The organism is Ensifer adhaerens (assembly GCF_013283195.1).
GTDB classification, from domain to species: Bacteria; Pseudomonadota; Alphaproteobacteria; order Rhizobiales; family Rhizobiaceae; genus Ensifer; species Ensifer adhaerens_G.
Genome location: NZ_JABEKT010000003.1, coordinates 60957 through 79714, shown reverse-complemented (window position 1 = coordinate 79714; position 18758 = coordinate 60957). Strand labels below are relative to the sequence as shown.

At 63.8% G+C, this 18758-nt stretch carries 18 protein-coding genes; 9 read left to right on the top strand and 9 right to left on the bottom strand.

The window, feature by feature from the left end; all coding sequences use genetic code 11:
• Positions 1–214: 214 nt before the first annotated feature.
• The 8 genes from LPJGGPFB_RS23375 to LPJGGPFB_RS23340 form a co-directional block, all read right to left on the bottom strand.
• Positions 215–1150 carry a carbohydrate kinase family protein gene (locus LPJGGPFB_RS23375; RefSeq protein ID WP_173422373.1) on the bottom strand — a complete coding sequence of 312 codons (936 nt, stop codon included), beginning with the start codon at positions 1148–1150 and terminating at the stop codon, positions 215–217.
• Positions 1147–1656 carry an ureidoglycolate lyase gene (locus LPJGGPFB_RS23370; protein WP_173422372.1) on the bottom strand — a complete coding sequence of 170 codons (510 nt, stop codon included), beginning with the start codon at positions 1654–1656 and terminating at the stop codon, positions 1147–1149. The genes LPJGGPFB_RS23375 and LPJGGPFB_RS23370 overlap by 4 nt, the downstream gene beginning before the upstream one ends.
• The gene (locus LPJGGPFB_RS23365) at positions 1653–2393 is read right to left on the bottom strand and encodes a BtpA/SgcQ family protein (protein WP_173422371.1); all 741 of its coding nucleotides are present in this window, start codon (positions 2391–2393) and stop codon (positions 1653–1655) included. Before LPJGGPFB_RS23365 ends, LPJGGPFB_RS23370 begins: the two co-directional genes overlap by 4 nt.
• A gap of 26 nt (positions 2394–2419) precedes the next feature.
• Positions 2420–3202 carry a GntR family transcriptional regulator gene (locus tag LPJGGPFB_RS23360; protein WP_173422370.1) on the bottom strand — a complete coding sequence of 261 codons (783 nt, stop codon included), beginning with the start codon at positions 3200–3202 and terminating at the stop codon, positions 2420–2422.
• A gap of 19 nt (positions 3203–3221) precedes the next feature.
• Positions 3222–4082 (bottom strand): ABC transporter substrate-binding protein, encoded by an 861-nt coding sequence (locus LPJGGPFB_RS23355; protein ID WP_173422369.1) that lies wholly within the window; start codon positions 4080–4082, stop codon positions 3222–3224.
• Between the two features lie 30 nt (positions 4083–4112).
• Entirely contained in the window at positions 4113–4877 is a 765-nt protein-coding gene (locus tag LPJGGPFB_RS23350) for an amino acid ABC transporter ATP-binding protein (protein ID WP_173422368.1), read from the bottom strand.
• Complete coding sequence (locus tag LPJGGPFB_RS23345) at positions 4874–5800, bottom strand: amino acid ABC transporter permease (protein ID WP_173422367.1); 927 nt, start codon at positions 5798–5800, stop codon at positions 4874–4876. The genes LPJGGPFB_RS23350 and LPJGGPFB_RS23345 overlap by 4 nt, the downstream gene beginning before the upstream one ends.
• Positions 5801–5929: 129 nt before the next feature.
• The gene (locus LPJGGPFB_RS23340) at positions 5930–6862 is read right to left on the bottom strand and encodes a LysR family transcriptional regulator (protein WP_173422366.1); all 933 of its coding nucleotides are present in this window, start codon (positions 6860–6862) and stop codon (positions 5930–5932) included.
• Positions 6863–6955: 93 nt separating this feature from the next.
• Here LPJGGPFB_RS23340 and speB point away from each other — a divergent pair, with 93 nt between their 5' ends.
• From speB to betA, 5 genes are all read left to right on the top strand, one after another.
• Entirely contained in the window at positions 6956–7933 is a 978-nt protein-coding gene (gene speB / locus LPJGGPFB_RS23335) for an agmatinase (RefSeq protein WP_173422365.1), read from the top strand.
• 56 nt (positions 7934–7989) lie between these two features.
• The gene (locus tag LPJGGPFB_RS23330) at positions 7990–9498 is read left to right on the top strand and encodes an aldehyde dehydrogenase family protein (protein WP_173422364.1); all 1509 of its coding nucleotides are present in this window, start codon (positions 7990–7992) and stop codon (positions 9496–9498) included.
• Between the two features lie 131 nt (positions 9499–9629).
• Positions 9630–9797: a hypothetical protein gene (locus LPJGGPFB_RS23325; protein WP_173422363.1), complete on the top strand. Its 168-nt coding sequence runs from the start codon at positions 9630–9632 to the stop codon at positions 9795–9797.
• Between the two features lies 1 nt (position 9798).
• Positions 9799–11262 carry a cytosine permease gene (locus LPJGGPFB_RS23320; RefSeq protein WP_173422362.1) on the top strand — a complete coding sequence of 488 codons (1464 nt, stop codon included), beginning with the start codon at positions 9799–9801 and terminating at the stop codon, positions 11260–11262.
• Between the two features lie 16 nt (positions 11263–11278).
• Positions 11279–12964, top strand: a complete 1686-nt coding sequence (gene betA / locus LPJGGPFB_RS23315; RefSeq protein ID WP_173422361.1) for a choline dehydrogenase — start codon at positions 11279–11281, stop codon at positions 12962–12964.
• A 159-nt stretch (positions 12965–13123) separates the two neighbouring features.
• Here betA and pdxR read toward each other — a convergent pair whose 3' ends face one another.
• The gene (gene pdxR / locus LPJGGPFB_RS23310; RefSeq protein ID WP_173422360.1) at positions 13124–14593 is read right to left on the bottom strand and encodes a MocR-like pyridoxine biosynthesis transcription factor PdxR; all 1470 of its coding nucleotides are present in this window, start codon (positions 14591–14593) and stop codon (positions 13124–13126) included.
• 225 nt (positions 14594–14818) lie between these two features.
• Between pdxR and LPJGGPFB_RS23305 the strand changes: the two genes are divergently transcribed.
• The 4 genes from LPJGGPFB_RS23305 to LPJGGPFB_RS23290 all read left to right on the top strand — a co-directional run bounded on the left by LPJGGPFB_RS23305 (position 14819) and on the right by LPJGGPFB_RS23290 (position 18739).
• Positions 14819–15937 carry an ABC transporter substrate-binding protein gene (locus tag LPJGGPFB_RS23305; RefSeq protein WP_173422359.1) on the top strand — a complete coding sequence of 373 codons (1119 nt, stop codon included), beginning with the start codon at positions 14819–14821 and terminating at the stop codon, positions 15935–15937.
• A 71-nt stretch (positions 15938–16008) separates the two neighbouring features.
• A complete protein-coding gene (locus LPJGGPFB_RS23300) occupies positions 16009–16893 on the top strand; it encodes an ABC transporter permease (RefSeq protein ID WP_173422358.1) in 885 nt (294 codons plus the stop codon).
• Complete coding sequence (locus tag LPJGGPFB_RS23295) at positions 16890–17678, top strand: ABC transporter permease (RefSeq protein ID WP_173422357.1); 789 nt, start codon at positions 16890–16892, stop codon at positions 17676–17678. Before LPJGGPFB_RS23300 ends, LPJGGPFB_RS23295 begins: the two co-directional genes overlap by 4 nt.
• 2 nt (positions 17679–17680) lie before the next feature.
• Positions 17681–18739: an ABC transporter ATP-binding protein gene (locus LPJGGPFB_RS23290; protein WP_173422356.1), complete on the top strand. Its 1059-nt coding sequence runs from the start codon at positions 17681–17683 to the stop codon at positions 18737–18739.
• Positions 18740–18758: the final 19 nt, after the last annotated feature.

Below are 18758 nucleotides of genomic sequence, written 5' to 3'. Positions count from 1 at the left end.
CCATCTTGTCGAACGCGCGCCCAAGTCTGTCGAGATCTGCAGATTACAGAGAATGGCATCCCGGGGGCGGTGGGGCCGGGCTTCAGTGCGGAAAATGATGCAGCAAAAACCTCGTCGGATGACGCACATCGTCAAAGCTGCCGGAGCTGATCGAGCGTCCGCTCCCTTCGTCCGGCATGGTCGCAAAGACGCTCGGTGTGACGGTCCCGATCTGCTAGAGGGCGCGCTTTTCTTCACGCCATGCGCGGATTGCTTCCGCGCCGGCCTTGCCGCCGCGCGGACCATGGATCGTGACTGAGCGCGAGGCGGCGGCGATGGAAAAATCCAACGCTTCGGCGAAGGGCTGGCCCTGGGCCAGACACCAGGTCAATGCTCCGCCGAACGTATCCCCAGCGCCGGTCACGTCGACGACCTCGACCGGGTAGCCGGCTGCCTGCAGGCGCGTCTCGCCGTCGTGTGCCTCCGCACCTTCAGCGGCCAGAGTGCGCACCACCCAACCGATCTCGTGTTCCCGTATCCACTCAGCGATGCGCGAGAGGTCATCATGGCCGAAGGCGGCGCGGAAGCCGACCTGGTTGAAGATGACGACGGCAGCGCCCTTGAGATAGGGCAGGTCATCGGGCGTGCAGCCGCCGACATCGAGATCGAAGATTGCGCGGCGGTCGTGGCGCCTGAGATCGGCAACCAGATCGGCCTGCTTGAGGACGCCCCCGTCGATCTCGGCATGGAGCCGGCGCACGCGGTAAAGGGTGGTGTAGAGGAAGCCCGGCTGGCGCAGGGACACCAGCGTTGCGGGCGAGAGCCACATCGGCTGTTCTCCCATCTCCACTGTCAAAACCACGTGTTCACCATCGATGAGGAAGATGAGATTACGCGATTCCGCGACGGCCCGATCGATCAGCATATGATCGGTGGCGACGCCATTCTCCCCGAGGTCGGCGATCAGGCGACGCGAGAGCGGGCTGTCGTTGAGCAGGGAAATGAACTGGGTGTCACCTCCGAGTGCCGCGTGCACGACGGCGGCGTTGGCAATGGAACCGCCGATTTCTGCCGGCAGTTCCCGAACCATGCCCTTGTCAGCCCGGCCGGGCCAGCGGTCGGCCGTGTAGTATTCGTCGAGAGCGACATCGCCGATGAAGAAGGCAGTCATGCGAGCTCCCCTTGCATGACCTGCACCCGGCGCGATCCGCGCTCGACCGGCACCCATGGGCTCTCGCCCAGGCCGCAGACCGCCATCCAGTAATAGGGCGTCGGGCCGGCGGCACCCCGGCAGGCGTCGTGCCAGACACCCCGGTTCATCACCACCGCCTTGCCCGGTGTGATGATGAACGCCTCGATCTCAGCGGCAACAGGGGCATTGGCGGACGATGCCGGTGCCACCGCAAGAACGATCGCTTCGCCTGCGCAGAAGATCGCCTCTTCGGTCAGCAGATGCCGCTCCATGGCCGTGCAAGACCAGGGCGCTCCTGGCGCGCGCGTGATGCCGAGGCGCGGCGAACCTTCTACCAGCGGGATACGGGTGAACCCATCACGCCATCCGTCACCTGTCGTCCAGATCACCTGCCGGTCCTGATCGTCCATGAGGTCATAGACCTTGCCGTAGCGGGCAAAGTTCTCGGCTGTCACCGGGCTTGCCCAAACGGTGTCGGTGCTCATGTTGCGCTCCGTGCGGTGCGCACAACGCGCATCAGCCGCGCGACATGGCCGGCCTCGACCCTGCCGGTATCCTTGTGATCGTGCTTGAACCAGCTTCCGACAACGGCGCCATCAGCATGCGCGAGCTGCTCGACCGCGTTCGCTTCGGTCAGGCCAGCGCCGATGAGCAGCGGCACGGTTCCGCCGGTTGCGGCGCGGAAGCGCGCGACCTTGTCCATGTCCGTCGGCTGGCCGGTGGCATCCGACGTTACCACAAGGCCGTCACAGCGCGCCGCGCCCAGGCGTACGTCGTCTTCCTCGGATCGCCCGGAGAGAACCGGTTGATACTTGAACCGTACGCCACCGAGCAGCAACGCCGGCACACCGGCCCGCCGTCCCGCAAGGTCGGCCGCAAACGAGGCATCGCTTTCCGGCGGCAGATGGCCGGCGACGGAATCCACCTGAATGAAGGAGACGGGGAAGCGTCTGGCAAGCGCAAAGGCGCGCGCATCGTCGCGCAGCACGTTGACGCCGATCCGTGCGCCGAGATCGAGGGTGCAAAGCCGTTCGAGCACGCGCTCGACATCGTCGGCATCGCCAAAGTAGTTTTCGACCACCAACCCGTCGACACCTTCGCCGGCCATGATGCGGGCCTCCTCTTCGGCCTGAGCGCATTTTGCGGCAGGTCCGTCGCCGGTCAGGTGCAGCATGCCGAGGATGGGTTTCGGGGTTGTGAAAGTCTCGCCAAAACGGCTCATGTCAGTTCTCCTGGGTCGCGCCGCTGTCATGCGGGCGCGGTATCGCGCCCCCAGCGCGTTGCGAATTTCATCTGGACGGCCGGCGAGTAGACGATCGACGTGCGTTCAACCAATTGGTCGTCGGCATCGAGCACGTCCCCGCTGGCGCAAAGATAGCCCGGCACGGAAGGCGCCGGGGCAAAGACCTCCCGAAGACGATCGGACGGCGGCACGACGGTGAGCAGCAGTTCCGAGCGAAGGGGATGGCGATCGTAATCGCGGCGCAGCACCTCATAGAGGGATTGCGCGCCGAAATCGTAGGCATCGATGCCGGGGTAGAGGGCAAGGTCGAGTTGCGACGTGTCGACATTCAGCCAACTGATCGTCTCGCCGTTCGCCAGACCTCGGGCACGCACCAGGAGGAGTTCGCCGTTTTCCACCCGGTGCTCCAGAACCCGTGTCACCGGGCGCTGGCCCTGACGCCTGGCCAGTTCGGTGAAGCTTCCGAAGTTCCAGATGTTGTGGCTGATCGGCCGGTGCGAGACGATGGTGCCGCGGCCGCGCACCTGCTGAACCAATCCTTCCGACACCAGCAGCGCCATTGCATTGCGGACCGTGGTCCGGGCAATGCCGAACTGGTCGCGCAGCTGGTTCTCCGAGGGGATGGCTTCCCCCTCGGAAAAGTCGCCGCTCAGAATGGCGGCACGCAAGGCCCGGTATAGCTGCCGATAGAGCTGCTCGCTCGAAAAGGAATCGAGGCGAAAGCGCGACAGCCGGTCATCCGGGCTTTCGGTGGTTGCGTTTGCGTCTGGCGTGGAAGGATGGGTCAAGGCAGGCTCCGGCAAGTGGTTACTTCGTGGCTCCGTTTATCTTGAACTCCTCGACGCCAGCCTCTTTCAAGCCGTGGCGGTCGAGGATCTGTGCATAAGTGCCATCGGCCTTCAGCACATTGAGCGTTGCATGCACCGCGTCGCGCAACTCGCCATTCGCCTTGGCGAAGGCGATGCCGTAGTGGTTGATTTCTCCGACGTCGCCGATCTGGTAGAACTTGCCCGGCTCCTGCTTGATCAGGTCGAGAAGTCCCTCGAGGCCGATGACCGAGGCTTGGGCACGGCCCTGGCGGATCTGCATGATGTGTTCGGCCTGGGTCGGGATCTGGATGACGGTGATCAGCTTGTCGGCCGGGCAGATCGACTTTCCAAGCTCCTCCGCCCACGTGACCCAGCTCGTGCCTGTCGCCACCGCGACGGTCTTGCCGCAGAGGTCGGCCTCGGTCTTGATCTCGCCCTGATGGTCAACGCTGGAGTAGAAGACGTTGCCGGTCTTGAAATAATCGATGAAGTCGAGCTGGGTCTGGCGCTCGACCTTGTCGGAAAAGGCGGTGATGATCATATCCGAGCGGCCGGTGACGACCTGCGGGATGAGCTGCGGGAACTCGACGTTCTGGAATTCTGCCGTCAGGCCAAGGCGCTCGGCGATCGCCTTGGCAAGATCGATGTCGAAGCCCTTCAGATCGGTCGAGCCGGCGTCGCTGTACTCCATCGGCGGATAGGCGAGGCTGATGGTGAAGTTCAGCTTGCCAGCCGAGCGAACCGCTTCGGGCAGGGCTGCCGCGAGCTTTTCGTCGGCGGCATGGGCGGCCACGCCAGATGCAAGACTGATGAATGTGGCAGAGGCGAGCCCCAAGACCATCGGCAGCAGTTGTTTCATTTCCGTTCTCCCTTTTTTGAACTTTGTTGATCAGGCCAGCACACGACTGAGGAAACTGCGCACGCGCGGGTCGCCGGGGTCGCTCAGGACTTGCTGGGGCGCACCCATTTCGCGGATCTCGCCGTCAATCATCACCACGACGCGGTCGGCGACCTCGCGGGCAAAGCCGATCTCGTGCGTCACTACGATCATGGTCGTGCCGCCGCGTGCCAGATTGCGCATCACTTCCAGCACCTCGCCGACGAGTTCCGGGTCGAGGGCGCTGGTCGGCTCGTCGAACAGCATGACGCGCGGTTCCATCGCCAGGGCTCTGGCAATCGCGACGCGCTGCTTCTGGCCGCCGGAAAGTTGCGAAGGGTAAGCGGACGCCTTCGCTGCCATGCCGACCTGCTCGAGCAGGCCCATGGCACGGGCTTCAGCCTCGTCACGGCTGAGACCGCGCACAACCATCGGTCCCTCGATGACGTTTCCGAGCACCGTCCGATGGGCGAACAAATTGAAATGCTGGAACACCATGCCGAGCTGGCTCTGCTGGGCGCGCAAGCGCTTGACCGGCAATTCCTGAAGCGCGCCGCGGTTAAGCTCATAGCCCATGATCGCACCATCGACCCAGACATAGCCGCCATTGGGCGTTTCCAGGTGGTTGATGCAACGCAGGAACGTGCTCTTGCCGCTGCCGGATGGACCGAGAATGCAGAGCACTTCGCCATAGGCGACTTCCAGATCCAGGCCCTTCAGGACCTCGTGGCTGCCAAAACTCTTGCGGATACCCACCGCCTTGACTGCGAGGCTCATGCTTCCCCCCTTGCGGCCGGCCGCCGCGCCCAGGCCCAGAACCCGCGGCGATCGCTGGTTGCGGTGGCGGCATCGCGGCCGAAGTGACGTTCGAGATAATATTGGCCAATGGAAAGGACGGTGGTTCCGGCCAGGTACCAGACGGCGCAGACGAACAGGAGCTCGATCACGGCACCGTTGATGAAGTAGATGCGCTGTGCGGCGTTCAGCATTTCGCCCATGGCGATCGTGGCGGCCAGCGAGGAGAATTTCAGCATGCCGATGGCGCTGTTGCCGAGCACCGGCAGGATCAGGCGCACCGTCTGAGGCAGGATGATGCGTCGCATGGTCTGGCCCGGCGTCATGCCGAGCGTGTGGGCCGCTTCCTTCTGACCGCGGTCAACGGAACCGATGCCACCGCGCACCACCTCGGTGAGATAGGAGCCTTCATTGACGCCGAGCCCGAGAACGGCAGCCACGAACGGCGTGACAACGTCGACCATGCGCTCGTCGACGAGGCCCGGAATATAGAGGCGCGGAAAGACCAGCGCGATGTTGAACCAGATGAGCAGCTGCAGCAGCACCGGCGTGCCGCGGAAGATCCAGACATAGAGCCACGCGGCAAAGCGCAGGATCGGGTTTTCCGAAAGCCGCATGATACCGAAGGCGAAGCCAAGGGCGACACCGAGCGCCAGCGCACAGGCCGAAATCAGCAGCGTCCAGCCGAAGCCGGTGACGATCACGCCGGCAGTCAGGAATTGTCCGACCACCGTCCACTGGATTTGTCCGACGGCGAAGGCTCGGACGATGATGGCGAGCAGCAGAAGGACGATGCCGCCGCTGATCCAGCGACCGGGGTGGCGCAGGCGACGGACGGTCACATCCGGGCCGGGCAGGTCGATCAGCGGTAGGGCTGCGGGTGAATGATGAGGCAAATGAGGCATGAAATCCACTTGTAGGGTTAGGCCTACAACTTACTATGGGCGGTTTCGCCCGGTGTCAAGCCGCTTTGTCAGCGCTTGCTCAAAGAAGGGTGCGACGCTCCAGGATCCGGAAACACGGGGCTCCGGACATCAGCGCGGCTTGCTCCTGCTTTCCGTGATGGTCTGCGCCAGCGTTTCGGCAGCACGCGAAGGCTTGTTGCGCGGATAGGCGATGTGGAAAATATCCTCGAAGGTCAGGCGCTCGGGAGCGAGCACCCGCAGGCGGCCGGTGCGAACCCATTCGTCAGCATAGTGATCGGGCAGGAAGCCGATATAGGCGCCGGACAGGAGGAGCAGCAGCGTTCCCTCCATGTGCGGTGTCGCGGCTGCCCAGTTGAAGTTCACGCCGCAGATCGTTTCGTTGAGCATGTAGGTACGGCCGGCGAAGGATTGGGATTCGAGTTCGCCGTCGGTCAGCTCCGCGTCCGGCCGGGCAAAGAGCGGATGGCCCACGGCGCAGTAGAGTTTCTGCACTTCGGAAAAGACCGCCTGGCTGCGGAAATGCGCAGTAACGTTGCCGACCGACGGCATCAGCACGATCTGATAGGAGCCGTTCAACAGGCCCTGGTTCAGCACCTGTGGCGCGGCAACGTCGATTTCCAGATGCACGCGCGGCGCCTTGGCGTGGAAGGCGGCAAGCGCGCCCTGGAGGTCTAGTTCGCGATTGGTGATCATCGCATCGACGGTGCCGAAGCTCAGGCTGCCTGTCAGCTCCCCTTGCGCCTCGCCGATGCGGCTTTGAAACTTTTCCAGCGAGCCGAACAGTTCGAGCGTGGCATCATAGACGAGCCGTCCTTCGTCGGTGAGTTCGAAGCCGCTGCGCCCACGACTGCAGAGGCGCAGGCCCAGCCGTTCCTCCAGATGGCGCATATGGGTGGAGATGGTCGCCTGCGTCATGCCAAGTGCCGATTGCGCGGCGGAAAAGCCGCCGTGCTGAACGACGGAGGCAAAGACGCGCAAAAGTCTGAGCTCGGCATCGCCAAGCGAGAGATTGAGGACGCGGTGCCGAACCTTGTTGATCATGCATTGATAAATGCACAAGTGAACATGTAATCATAGATACTTTTAAATGTTTCCGCCTTTGGCACACTCCCTCCCACCTTTGGAGGAGGGGACATGACCAGCAATTCCTATGAAACCGGACGTCTGAACCTGCCGTTTGTCGGCATCTGCACCTTCGGCAAATATCCCTACCAACCGGACTGGGACGCGATCGACGCCGACGTGGCGATCCTCGGCGCCCCCTTCGACTGCGGCACCCAGTGGCGCGCCGGCACCCGCTTCGGGCCGCGCTCGATCCGCGAGGCCTCCACCCTCTTCTCCTTTGGTCATGGCGGCGCCTATGACCACGAGGACGACGTCACCTATCTTCCGAGCGGCGAGGTCTCCATCGTCGATATCGGCGATGCCGACATCGTCCACACAGATACGATGAAGAGCCATGCCAACATCGAGTTCGGCGTGCGCAAGATCTTGGAGGCCGGCGCGTTGCCGGTGGTGCTGGGCGGTGACCATTCCATCAACATCCCCTGCGTCAACGCCTTTGCCGAGGACTGCGAAAAGAACGGTCCGATCCATATCGTGCAGATCGACGCCCATCTCGATTTCGTCGACGAGCGTCATGGCGTGCGCTACGGCCACGGCAACCCGATGCGGCGAGCGGCGGAAAAGCCCTATGTCAGCGGCCTGTCGCAGCTCGGCATCCGCAATGTCTCTTCCACCGCCAGGGAAGGCTACGAGGACGCCCGCAAGATGGGCTCCGACATTCTGTCTGTGCGCCAGATCCGGGCGCTGGGCACAGATGCGGTGGTCGAACGCGTGCCGGCCGGCGCCCGCTATTACGTCACCATCGACATCGACGGCTTCGATCCGTCGATCGCGCCGGGCACGGGAACCCCGTCCCATGGCGGCTTCATCTACTACGAGGTGCTGGAGATCCTGGCCGCGCTCGCCAAGCGCGGGACCATCGTCGGTATCGATCTGGTGGAGGTCGCCCCTGACTACGACCACACCGGTGGCACCTCCATTCTGGCCGCGCAGGTTCTCATGAACCTCATCGGCCGCGTCATGCAGGCAAGAGCTGAAAAACGCTGATCGAAGACCCGAGGAGGGCCGGTACGCCCAAAGGCTGCCGACGAGGAGGAAAAGACATGGACGAAAGCGTCCGCAACTATCTGGATCATTATGGCGTCAGCGATGCGACGCGGCGGTTTCTGGCCAAACCCCAGAAGATGTTTATCGGCGGCGCCTGGGTCGACAGCGGCAATGGCGCAACCTTCGACATTTTCGAACCGTCCACCGGCGGCATGATCACCCGTGCTCCTTCCGGCACCACCGATGATCTCGACCGTGCCGTCCGCGCCGCCCGTGCCCAGTTCGACGGCGGCGCCTGGCGCCTCCTGAAGCCGCTCGAGCGCGAACGCCTGCTGCACCGCCTTGCCGACCTCATCGAGACGCATGCCGACGAACTGGCGGAGATCGAAGCCATCGACATGGGTAAATCCGTGACCTTTGCCCGGGAGATCGATATCCAGGGCACGGTAGATACGTTCCGCTATTTTGCCGGCTGGCCGACAAAGCTGCATGGCCGCACCGTCGAGCCTTCCATTCCCGGCAATTATCTCGCCTATACGCGCAAGCAGCCGCTTGGCGTCGTCGCCGCGATCGTGCCGTGGAACTTTCCGCTGCAGACCATGGCGTGGAAACTCGCGGCTGCCCTTGCGGTCGGCTGCACAGTCATCGTCAAACCGGCGGAACTGACCTCGCTCTCCACCCTGCGCTTTGCCGAACTGGTGCAGGAGGCGGGCATTCCCGATGGCGTGGTCAACATCGTCACGGGCAAGGGCAGTGTCATCGGCGCGGCCATGTCGACCCATCCGGGCATCGACAAGGTCACTTTCACCGGCTCGACCCCGGTCGGGCAGGAAGTTGGCCGCACGGCTGTCGGCAATCTCAAGCACGTTACGCTGGAACTCGGCGGCAAATCGCCGGTGCTTGTGCTCGACGATGCCGACCTGCAGAGTGCTGCGCTCGCGGTGGCGAACGGCGTATTCTTCAACTCGGGCCAGGTCTGCGATGCGGGCACCCGCGTCTATGTGCAGCGGTCGGTGCATGACGCTTTCCTCGATGAGCTGGTCGCCGTCACCCGCACGCTGAAGCTCGCGCCGGGTCTCGACCGCAATTGCTACATCGGTCCCATGGTGTCTGCACAGCAGAAGAAGGTCGTGTCCGACTATATCGAAGCCGGCCGTCGTGAAGGCGCCGAGCTGATCCATGGCGGGGGCAGTCCGGACCGGCCGGGCCATTTCGTCGAACCGGCAATCTTTGCCCATTGCAGGCCGGAGATGAGCATCGTGCGCGAGGAAATCTTCGGGCCGGTGCTGGTCACGAGCCCCTTCGAGACGCTGGATGAGGCGGTTTCGTTGGCGAACGACACGCCCTTCGGCCTTGCCGCCGCGATCTACTCGAACGATCTCGCGCGCGTGCACACGCTCATCCCGCGCCTGCATGCGGGCTCCGTCTACGTCAACGCGCACAGCACGATCGACCCGTCCATGCCCTTCGGCGGCTTCAAGGCCTCGGGCTTCGGCAAGGACCTGGGCCCCGAACAGCTCGACTACCTGATGGAGACAAAGGCGGTGTGGATCACGCTGCCGTAAGCGCCGGGGCGGCTTGCGAAAACATTTCGGGTCGCCGCCCATGGGCGGCCCGGTCAAGAGACCGGCGGCTGATGGAGCCGCATGTGTTCGCGGAAAGACGCCAAAGGCGCGACGCGATAGGGGAACGAAACATGGAAAACGATGTCGCCTGGCAGAACGAACTGGGACGCCGCGCCCGCATCTATGAAGACATCGAGGCGGGGCGCCGCTTCGAAGGCACGATGAGCAAACTCGATTATGCCGGCATGACCGTGCTGACGCTCGCGCTGGTCCTCGGTTCCTGGTTCTGGGGGGCGTGAGATGACTGATCACGTCGCCAATGGCGGGCTTGCCGCCGCAGAAATCCTCCGGGAGGAAGCCTCCGCCAACCGTGCCGCCGCCGAACGCGGCGATGCACCGCTGCTGCCGTCGGAAAGGCTCTGGGGTTTCTGGGAGTTCACCTACGCCAATTCCGCGCTCGCCATCGCCACCTGGGCCTTCCTGATCGGCGGCTCCGTCGGTCTGTTCGTCGGACCGAAGGAGGGCATCGCCGCCATCATCATCGGCAACATCGTCGGGGTCATGCTGACGGCGCTGGCCACGACGCCGCTTTCCGGCCGCTACGGCATCGAGCAGTTCGTCGCACTGCGCAGCCAGTTCGGTTACAACGGCAGCCGCGTCGTCTACGTGCTGGCCGTCGTGGTGCTGACCATGGGCTGGCTCGCGGTGCTGGCCATGATGTTCGGCCGCTCGATCGACGGGTTGACGGCGCTGAGCTCCGGCGAGGCTGCCAATCCCACCGGCATCAAGATGATCATCGCCGCCGTGGGCGCCATCCTCGTCACCTGGTTCATCGTCGCCAGGGGGCCGACCTCGATCAAGTTCTTCAACATGGTCGTCTCGCCCGCCCTGGTGATCCTGATGATCGTGATGCTCTACCTCATTCTTCAGCATCGTTCCTTCGCGGAACTGCTGGCGATGCCGGCGCTCTCGCCACCCTTCGAAGACAACACGCTCAACTTCATGATCGCCGTCGAGGTGAACCTCGCCGCCGGCTTCTCCTGGTGGCCCTATATCGGCAATCTCGCCCGCCTCACCAAGAACGAACGCACCGCCTTCTGGCCGAACATCCTCGGCATCTTTGGTGCCGCCGCACTCGGCGAAATCGTTGGTCTTCTCGCAGCCGTCGCCCTCGGCGACAGCGACCCGACGATCTGGATGACCAAGATTGCTGGCCCGATCATCGGCATCATCGCCCTGCTGTTCGTCGCCTTCGCCAACATGACCTCGATGGCGAACATTCTCTACACGTCCATCGTCGGACTTCGCCAGGTCGGAACGGCCACCGTGCGGGCCATCTCGTGGGGCGCGATCCTCTTTCTCTTCTGCGTCATTCCGCTCGGCCTGGTGGTCTTCTATCCGCAGATGTACGACGGCTTCTTCATCTTCCTCGTCTGGACCTCGGCCCTCAACTCTGCGCTCGCCGGCATCGGCATCGCCGATTACTTCTTCCTGCGCGGCCAGAAGCTCGACATGCGCAGCCTGCATGGACCGCAGGAGAAGGGTCCCTATCGCTTCTGGGGCGGCTTCAATCCCATCGGCCTCTTTGCACTTGCCGTCGGTTTCGGCGTCTACGTGCTCGTGTTCAATCCACAGACGCTCGAAAGCCTTCCTGTCTTCAAATACCTCACCGCCTCCGTGCCTTCCTGCCTTGCAGCCGGCGCGGTGCACTATGTCCTGACCCGGCTCCTCGCCCGCGGGCGCGGCTGGGGCCTCTATCCGTAACATCGGGATATCAGCCATGAACGAGACCTACGACTTCATCATCATCGGCGCCGGATCGGCCGGCTGCGTGCTCGCCAATCGCCTTTCGGAAGATCCGGCCACGAAGGTTCTGGTTCTCGAATATGGCGGCAGCGACAAGTCGATCTTCATCCAGATGCCAACGGCGCTGTCCATTCCGATGAACGGCACCAAGTACAACTGGAAATACATGACGCTGCCGGAGCCCGGTCTTGACGGTCGCCGGGTCCATTGCCCGCGCGGGAAAGTCATCGGCGGTTCCTCCTCGATCAACGGGCTCGTCTACATGCGCGGCCACGCCCGCGATTTTGATGAGTGGGAGGAGTTGGGCGCACGTGGCTGGCGCTATGCCAATTGCCTGCCCTATTTCCAGCGCGCCGAAAACTGGCAGGACGGGGGCGACGCCTATCGCGGCGCTTCCGGCCCGCTCGCCACGAACGCCGGCAACAGGATGAAGAACCCGCTCTACAAGGCCTTCGTCGATGCGGGCCACGAAGCGGGCTACATCACGACGCAGGATCCGAACGGCCATATGCAGGAAGGCTTCGGCCCCATGCACATGACGGTCAAGGACGGCGTGCGCTGGTCGACGGCCAATGCCTATCTGAAGCCGGCGATGAGCCGGCCGAACCTCACCGTCGTCACCCATGCCATGACGCGGCGCGTGCTGCTGGAAGGCAAACGCGCCATCGGCGTCGAGTACGAACTCGGCGGGCAGCGCGTCGTGGCGAAGGCGAGCCGGGAGGTGCTGATATCCTCCGGCCCGATCGGCTCGCCGCACCTGCTGCAACGCTCCGGCATCGGCCCGGCTGCGGTGCTGCAAAAGGCGGGCGTCGAGCTGCTGCATGATCTGCCGGGCGTCGGCGAGAATCTGCAGGACCACTCCGAAGTCTACATCCAGTACGCCTGCAAGGAGCCGATCACGCTCAACGGCAAGATGGGTCTCCTCAGCCGCGCCCTGATCGGCGCCGAGTGGCTGCTGTTCAAGAAGGGTCTGTCGGTCTCCAACCATTTCGAGAGCGGCGGCTTCATCCGTTCCGATGCGTCGCTGCAATGGCCGGATATACAGTTCCATTTCCTGCCCGCCGCCATGCGCTACGACGGCAAGAAACCGCTCGACGGTCACGGGTTCATGGTGCTGACCGGACCGAACAAGCCGAAGAGCCGCGGTCATGTGCGGCTGCGCTCGCCGGAGGCGCACGAGCAGCCGGATATCCTCTTCAACTATCTTGACCGCGAGGAGGACCGGGAAGGTTTCCGCCGCTGCTTGCGACTGACGCGGGAGATCATCGCCCAGCCGGCCTTTGACCGCTTCCGCGGCGAAGAAATCGCCCCCGGGACGAATGTTCGCACGAATGACGAGATCGACGCCTGGGTGCGCGAGACCATGGAAAGCACCTACCACCCCTGTGGCTCCTGCCGCATGGGTGAGGACGAGATGGCCGTCGTCGACAGCGAACTACGGGTGCGCGGCATTGGCGGCCTGCGGGTCATCGACAGCTCCGTCTTCCCGGCAGAGCCCAACGCCAACCTCAATGCGCCGACGATCATGCTCGCCGAGCGTGGCTCGGACATGGTGCGCGGCAAGCCGCTGCTTGCTGCCTCCAATGCACAGGTCGGCATGGCGCCCGGTGTCGGCGTCTCCCAACGCAGCGGCAAGCCGCTGCGTGCCGTCGGGCAGTGAGGCGACCGCGATGTTGCGCGGCATCGGTCATGTTGTTGCCCGTCGGGATCCTGATGATCCCGAAGAGCCGCGCAAATGGGCGCTTGTCATAGAGGCGCTTGTTCGCGGGATACTGGCCCGCCTTACCGGCGGGCGCCCTTTGCCGCGACGTCGCCCGCGTCACGGCCGGGACAGCGCCTCGGCGAAGCGGCCGAGATAGGACCGCATACGCTCCGCCGGCACGCCGGCATAGCCGAGGATGAGTGCGCCAGGCCTTCGGGTCGCAATGGCATAGTCGGAGAGCGGGTAGCATTGCAGGCCGGTCTCCAGCACATCGCGCTGGACTGCCCGGTCTTCGCGCCCGTTCGCAAGCCACGCCAGCGCGTTGAGACCGCTTTCGGAACAGTCGATCTGGGCGAGCCCGGCAAGAGCGGACTGTCCCGCCTCGATAAAGGCGCTGCGCCGCTCGCCATAGAGGCTGCGCATGCGCCGTAGGTGGCTGGCGAAATGCCCACCACCGATAAATTCGGCAAGCGCGAGCTGCGCTTCAACCGGCACGCTGCGATGGATCAGGCCCGAAAGATTGCGGAAGGTGCCGACGAGTGGCTGCGGCAGCACGAGATAGCCAATGCGGATGCCGGGATAGAGCGCCTTGCTGAAGCTGCCCGCGTAGATCACCCTGCCATGACTGTCGATGGAGCGTATTGAGGGGAGGGGCGCCCCGTCGTAGCGAAACTCGCTGTCATAGTCGTCCTCGATGATCCAGCTGTCGTTCGCCCGCGCCCATTCGAGAAGGGCAAGTCGACGCGGCAGGGAGAGCGTCACGCCGAGGGGATGATGACGCGACGGCATGACGAAGGCGAGCCGCGCATCCGGATGACGCGCCATGGCGCCCGCGACGTCCATGCCGTCCGCATCGACATCGGCAAGGCAGAGATTGAGGCCCAGCGTGCGGAACAGGTGAGAGGTAGTGACGGGGCCGGGGTCTTCGAACCAGACACCGTCACCCGGATCGGCCAGTGCCAGTGCGGCGAGCGTGAAGGCGGCATGTCCGCCTGGCGTAATGACGATCTGCTCGGGATCGCAAGGATCGCGCCGGTGCAAGGCGAGGTATTCTGCGATCCGCTGGCGCAGAACCAGCTCTCCCGCGACATCACCGTAGCCCATGCCCACCCGGCCGCCGCGGGCCGCGGCGTTCCAGCATTTGCGCCAGATGGCGAAAGGAAACTGGTCGAGCGCCGGCTGGTTGGGCAGGAAGGGTTTTGGTTGCACGCGGCCGATTTCCGCCGAAACCCCGCGCGACAAGGCGCCGATCCGCGACAGCCTGGGCGATGCATCGCCATCTGCCTGCGCCGACCGTGCCGGTTTCGGCCGAAGAGGAAGGGCAGCCGAAACAAAGGTGCCCGCTCCCTGCCGCGCCTCCAGATAGCCCTCCGCTTTCAGATTTTCCAGCACGCGTACGAGGGTCTGGCGCGACAGGCCCAGCTCTTCTGCAAGAATGCGGCTTGCCGGCAATCGCGTGCCGGCACGCAAGTGCCCCTGCAGGATCGCCATGCGCAATTGGTCCTGCACCTGTCGGAATTTTGGCAAGGCGATGCCCGCGTCCAGGCGAAGGAAGGGCAGGATAGGGCCCTCGAGCTGTTTGGCCAAGGCTTGTCTCCGAAATTGGTACAGTCGAATGCATGATAATGGACGTTTGATTGTTGTCCAATTGTTACATGCTCCGCCTACACGAAACGCACCGATGCCGCCCCTGAGGATGCAGACAGAGTGCGGGGGAACCGGAATGCAGCGAACCCGATCGCGGCCGACTGCCGATTAACGACTGCAAGCCAACGCTCAACGGCCGTCACGGACGGCAAACAGGAGGACTTCATGAAGACGCGCCTATCTTACGCCGCCCGCTCGGCCTTCGTTTCCACGCTTGCCATCGCCGCCGCGCTGCCGGGCCTTGCCCGTGCGGAGGCGCCGCAGGCCCTCGTCGATGCCGCCACGAAGGAAGGCATGCTCACAGTCATCGCCCTGCCGCATGACTGGTGCAATTACGGCGGGGTCATCGAAGGCTTCAAGGCAAAGTATCCCGGCATCACCGTCAACGAACTCAACCCGGATGCCGGCACGGCCGACGAACTGGAGGCCATCCGCTCCAACAAGGGCAATACGGGTTCGCAGGCGCCTGACGTCGTCGATCTCGGCCTCGCCTTTGCGCCCGCGGCCACGAAAGAAGGCCTGTTGCAGCCCTACAAGGTGGCAACCTGGGACGAAATCCCGGACAATATCAAGGATGCGGACGGCTACTGGTATGGCGACTACTATGGTGTCATGGCCTTCGGCATCAACAAGGACCTGGTCCAGACTCCGCCGGCCGACTGGTCCGACCTGACCAAGGCGGAATACTCCGGCTCCGTCGCGCTCACGGGCGATCCGCGTTCATCTGCCCAGGCGATCCTGGCGTTGATGTCGGCGGGCATTTCGCGCGGCGCGGAGCCGGGCGCCCAATCCGGAGCCAAGGGCCTGGAACTCTTCGCGGAACTGAACAAGGCCGGCAACTTCGTGCCTGTGCTTGGCAAGGCCGGCACCATCGCACAGGGCCAAACGCCGATCATCGCCGCCTGGGATTACAACCTGCTCGCCTGGCGCGATGCGCTCAACGGCAACCCGCCGATGGATGTCATCGTGCCGACGACGGGCGTCGTCGCCGGCGTCTATGTCCAGGCGATCTCGGCCTATGCGCCACACCCGAACGCCGCCAAGCTCTGGATGGAATACCTCTATTCCGATGAAGGCCAGACCGGCTGGCTGAAGGGCTATTGCCACCCTGCGCGCTTCAACGCCATGCTTAAAGCAGGAAAATTCCCGCAGGACCTGCTCGACAAGCTGCCGCCGGCTGAAGCCTATGAAAAGGCGGTCTTCCCGAGCGTCGAGGCGCTGGACGCCAACAAGGGCGCCATTGTCGAAGGCTGGGACAAGGTGGTCGGCGCCAACGTGAAGTAACGCCGCATCCGTCCGAAGGTTTCGCGCCTCTCGCGGGGCCTTCGGACACAATACACCCGGGAAACAATCCGATGACGACAAGCGCCGCTATCCTGCCGGCGGCCTTGCGGCCGCGACACCTCCTCAGCTGGATCGGAGTCGCTCCGTTCTTCCTGTTCGCCACGCTGTTCCTGATCTTGCCGACACTCAACATCGTCATCGGCGCCTTCCGCAATCCGCAAGGACAGGTGACGTTGGACAACCTTGGCAAGCTCCTGTCACCTTCCATCCGGTCTGCCTTCTGGATTTCTGTCGAACTCAGCCTGCTGACAGCGGCGCTCGGCTGTCTTCTCGGCTTCCTCATCGCTGCCGCGATCACGCTCGGCGACCTGCCGCGCTCGCTCCGCAACAGCATCCTCACCTTCTCGGGCGTCGCATCGAATTTCGCCGGCGTGCCGCTCGCCTTTGCCTTCATCGCCACGCTTGGCCGGCTCGGCTTCGTGACCATGCTGCTGCGCAACTGGTTCGGCATCAATCTCTACGGCTCCGGCTTCAGCATAGTCTCCTTTCTGGGGCTGGCACTCACCTATCTCTATTTCCAGATCCCGCTGATGGTGCTGATCATCACGCCTGCGCTGGAGGGCCTGCGCCGCGAATGGCGCGAGGCGGCCGAAAGTCTCGGCGCCACCGGCGCCCAATATTGGCAGCTGGTGGCGCTGCCGGTGTTGTGGCCCTCGCTGCTCGGCACGCTGGCGCTGCTCTTTGCCAATGCCTTTGGAGCGGTCGCAACCGCCATCGCGCTCACCGGCTCCTCGCTTTCCATCGCGCCGATCGTGCTCTTCGCGCAGATCCGTGGCGACGTGCTCAACGATCCGCATCTCGGCTATGCCATCGCCTTTGGGATGATCCTTCTGACCGCGATCGCCAATGGCATCTACATCCTCTTGCGCATGCGTGCCGAACGGTGGGTCAAATGACGGGAAAACGCATCTGCTCCTGGCTCGCCGTCGCCCTTGGCGGTCTCTATTTCCTGTTGCCGCTTGCCGGCATGTTTGATTTCTCGATGCGCATGAAGCGCGGCGAATACAGCTTCGAAGCGTACCGGATCGTGCTCGCCGACCCGCAGTTCCAGCAGACCTTCGGCTATTCGGTCTTGCTGGCCTTGCTGACCATCGTGCTCGGTATCCTCCTTGTCGTGCCGACGGCCTATTTCGTAAGGCTCAAGCTTCCCGGTCTGCGGCCGATCATCGAGTTCATCACGCTCCTGCCGCTGGTCATTCCGCCCATCGTGATCGTCTTCGGATATATCCGCATCTACAACACCTCTTCGGTCCTGCCGCTGACCGGCACCTGGTTGGGCACCAATCTCCTTTTGCTTTTCGGCTATGCGACGCTGGCACTGCCTTACATGTATCGCTCGGTGGATACGGGCCTGCGCACCATCGACATCGCCAGCCTCACAGAGGCGGCACAGTCGCTGGGGGCCGGCTGGGCGCGGGTCCTTGCCGTCGTCATCCTGCCGAATGTGTTCGTCTCGGTGCTGTCGGGTGCGTTCCTGACGTTTGCGATCGTCATCGGCGAATACGTCTTCGCGGCCCTGCTGAATGTCAATTCCTTCGGCCCCTACATGGTCTGGATGGGCGGCAATCGGGCCTATGAGCCCTCGGCGCTCGCCGTCGTCGCCTTTGCCATCACCTGGGCCTGCATGGGGCTGATCCAGCTCGTCACCCGCTTTTCCAGATATTCCACCGTGAGACGCTGACCATGGCCTTTCTCGACATTCACCACCTGCAAAAATCCTTCGGCGCCCACCGCGTCGTAAAAGACTTCACCCTCGGCATCGAAAAAGGCGAGTTCGTCTCGTTCCTCGGCCCCTCCGGTTGCGGCAAGACGACGGTGCTGCGCATGGTGGCCGGCTTCGAGACGCCGACATCGGGCGCGATCCGCATCGGCGGCCGGGATGTGACCAACTTTCCCGCCAACCGGCGCAAGATCGGCATGGTGTTCCAGGCCTATGCGCTTTTCCCCAACCTGACGGTTGAGGAAAACATCGGCTTCGGCCTCAGGGTGGCCGGTGAAGGGAAGGCAGCGATTGCTCGGCGTGTCGGGGAAATGATGGAGCTGATCGGCCTGCCTCAGCTTGGCAGCCGCTATCCGTTCCAGCTCTCCGGCGGCCAGCAGCAGCGCGTGGCGCTCGCCCGGGCGCTCGCGCCGCGCCCGCAGGTGTTGCTGCTCGACGAACCGCTCTCGGCACTCGACGCAAAGATCCGCGTCAGCCTGCGCGAGGAGATCCGCCGCATCCAGCAGGAACTCGGCATCACCACAATTTTCGTCACGCACGATCAGGAAGAAGCGCTGTCCATATCGGATCGCATCGTGGTCATGCACCAGGGCATTGCCGACCAGATCGGCACGCCCTTCGAAATCTACAATCGCCCGGCGACGCGTTTCGTGGCGGAGTTCGTCGGCACACTCAATCTCGTGGATGCCGACGTGGTCGAGGCGGCGAGCGGCAGGGTGCGGGTGGGCGAGGTCCCCGTCGCGCTGAACCGCCCCTTGGCTGCCCGCGCCGGCGAGCGCATCAGCCTGGCGCTACGGCCGGAAACAGTGGCGCTCGGCCGCGCAGAGGGACACGACGTCGTGCTCTCCGGTCGCATCGCCGAAGTGCATTTCCTCGGTTCGGTGATCCGTATCCGCGTGGCGATCGGCGGCCAGGTCATTTCCCTCGACACGTTCAACCAGCCCGACCGGCCGCCGCCGGACGTCGGCGCACCCGTCGAGGTTAGTATCTCGGACCGCGACCTTCTCGTGCTCGCCGCCTGAAAGATGGCGCATCGTAATC